This is a genomic window from Bradyrhizobium neotropicale, assembly GCF_001641695.1.
Classification (GTDB): domain Bacteria; phylum Pseudomonadota; class Alphaproteobacteria; order Rhizobiales; family Xanthobacteraceae; genus Bradyrhizobium; species Bradyrhizobium neotropicale.
The window spans coordinates 1-1,865 of sequence record NZ_LSEF01000019.1; the positions used below are offsets into that span (position 1 = coordinate 1).

Annotated in this window: 1 protein-coding gene; it reads right to left on the reverse strand. The window is 60.5% G+C overall.

The window, feature by feature from the left end:
* Nucleotides 1-162 precede the first annotated feature (162 nt).
* Nucleotides 163-1,452, reverse strand: a complete 1,290-nt coding sequence (ltrA, locus tag AXW67_RS02700) for a group II intron reverse transcriptase/maturase (protein WP_063676404.1) — start codon at nt 1,450-1,452, stop codon at nt 163-165.
* Between the last annotated feature and the right edge of the window lie 413 nt (nt 1,453-1,865).

Consider the following 1,865-nt stretch of genomic DNA (forward strand, 5'->3'; position numbering starts at 1 on the left):
TGGTAGAGTCGAGATGTGACGCGGTTGCTTTAGGATCGAACATATCTGTTCCCGCCCCTTTCGTCTGGCGGTGCCTTAGTGGTTCGACCGTGACTCCGTTTCCACACCTCGCTCATCGAACCGGACAGGCAGATCTCCCGCATCCGGCTCTCGGACAAGACCTCACGCCTTCACCCACGGCACGTCGTGTCCGCGCGCAGTTAGGCGTACGAGCCCGAAGTGCCCGTAGAGGTGCGAGAGTGGATAAGTCCCGCCCTTGCGTCGCCTGACCTTGTGCTTGGAGCGCAACCACCGGCGCAACCGCACAGCGGTGTAGTTGTCGATCGCGCGATACGCTTTGATGACGGTGCCTACATTGAAGTAGTTCGCCCATCCGCGCAGCGTGCGGTTCAACTTCGCCACCAACTCTGTGGTGTCTTGCCCTACCCCAGTTCGAGCCGTCAGCGCATGAATGGTTTCCACCATGCGCTTGATGCTTTTCTTCGATGGCCGGTACCCCAGGCGCGCCTGGCCGGTTCTCGCAGAATACATCCGCCCGAACGAGTAGCCCAGGAAGTCGAACTCTCCTTCCGGCACCTTGCAGATTCGTGTCTTCTCCTCGTTGACCGTCAGCTTCAGCCTTCCCATGATCATGCGCAGTTGTCGCAAGGCCTCTTCAGCTTTGCCCCGCCTGCACAGGATTACGAGATCGTCGGCATAGGTCACGATGCGAGAGCCGAGGCTTCGCTCCAGCCCGAGCATCTTCCATCCCAGCACAAACCGGCGCATGTACAGGTTTGCCAGCAGTGGTGAGATGGGTGAGCCTTGCGGGATGCCGCACCGCTTGTCCCGTGCCTCGGTCGTCCGTGTCTTCCGTCCTCGATCGTCGGTTTCTTCCACGGGACATTCCAGCCACATCTTGATCAGATGCAGCACGCGCCGATCAACAATCCGGCGCGCCACCGATTTTAATAGCTCGGCGTGCGGAATGCTTCCGAAGTAGTCCGCGAGGTCGGCGTCAACGACTTCCGGGTGGCCACGGAACAGCTGCGCTTCCACCTCGACCACCGCCTGTTGGGCATTTCGCCCGGGACGGTACGCGTACTGTTCGGGTGGAAGATCGGCCTCGAAGATCGGTTCTAGCACCAGCATCGCTGCCGTCATGCAGACTCGATCACGCAAGGTCGAGATGCCCAATGGCCTGAGTTTGCCATTGGCCTTCGGTATGTACACTCTTCTGATAGGATCCGGTCGATACGTCTCCTGCCTGAGCGCAAGCGCCAGTTCGCCAAGCCACCGCTGCACCCCGTACGCTTCGATGTCCGAGAAGTCCTGACCGTCCACACCCGGTGCGCCCTTGTTGGAGCGGCATTGAGCATAGGCATGGGCCAGGATGTCTTCTCGGCAGATCTTGTCGTACAGGGCGTAGAAACGGTAGCCGGCTTCTGCCTTCGCTTTCGCGTGCAACGCCATCTGAAGTTTCTGAACACTCTTCGGAGTTGATAGGTTGCCCAATCTCCAGGTCCCTCACTACGTCTTGCGTTCGTCTTGAACTAAGGTCCCTTCCCTCCCCCGGCGTTACCCGGCTTCAGCGGTACTGCGAACCTCTCCGCATCCCCACGGCGCCCGGCCTGTCCCTCGCGGGCGTCCGGTTGGTCATCCCTGACCACGTCGTGGGGCCTCCCGTGTTGCGTACGCTTTCCTTGTGTACATGCTGTCGCCACTACCCCGGCGCAGCAGCTGGGCGGATCGTTTTCGCTCATTCCTCCAGCCGTATCAGCCTTCCCCGAAAGGGTCGTCGGGTCGGCCTGCGCATCGTCCTTTTCGAGGCTTGCTCGGCGTTCACTCGCGTTACGGCCTGCACACTCGCGCTGTCACCAATTCGT

Excerpts from the sequence above, each read along its gene's own strand:
- ltrA (WP_063676404.1), bottom strand. The coding sequence starts at position 1,452 with ATGGCGTTGCACGCGAAAGCGAAGGCAGAAGCCGGCTACCGTTTCTAC.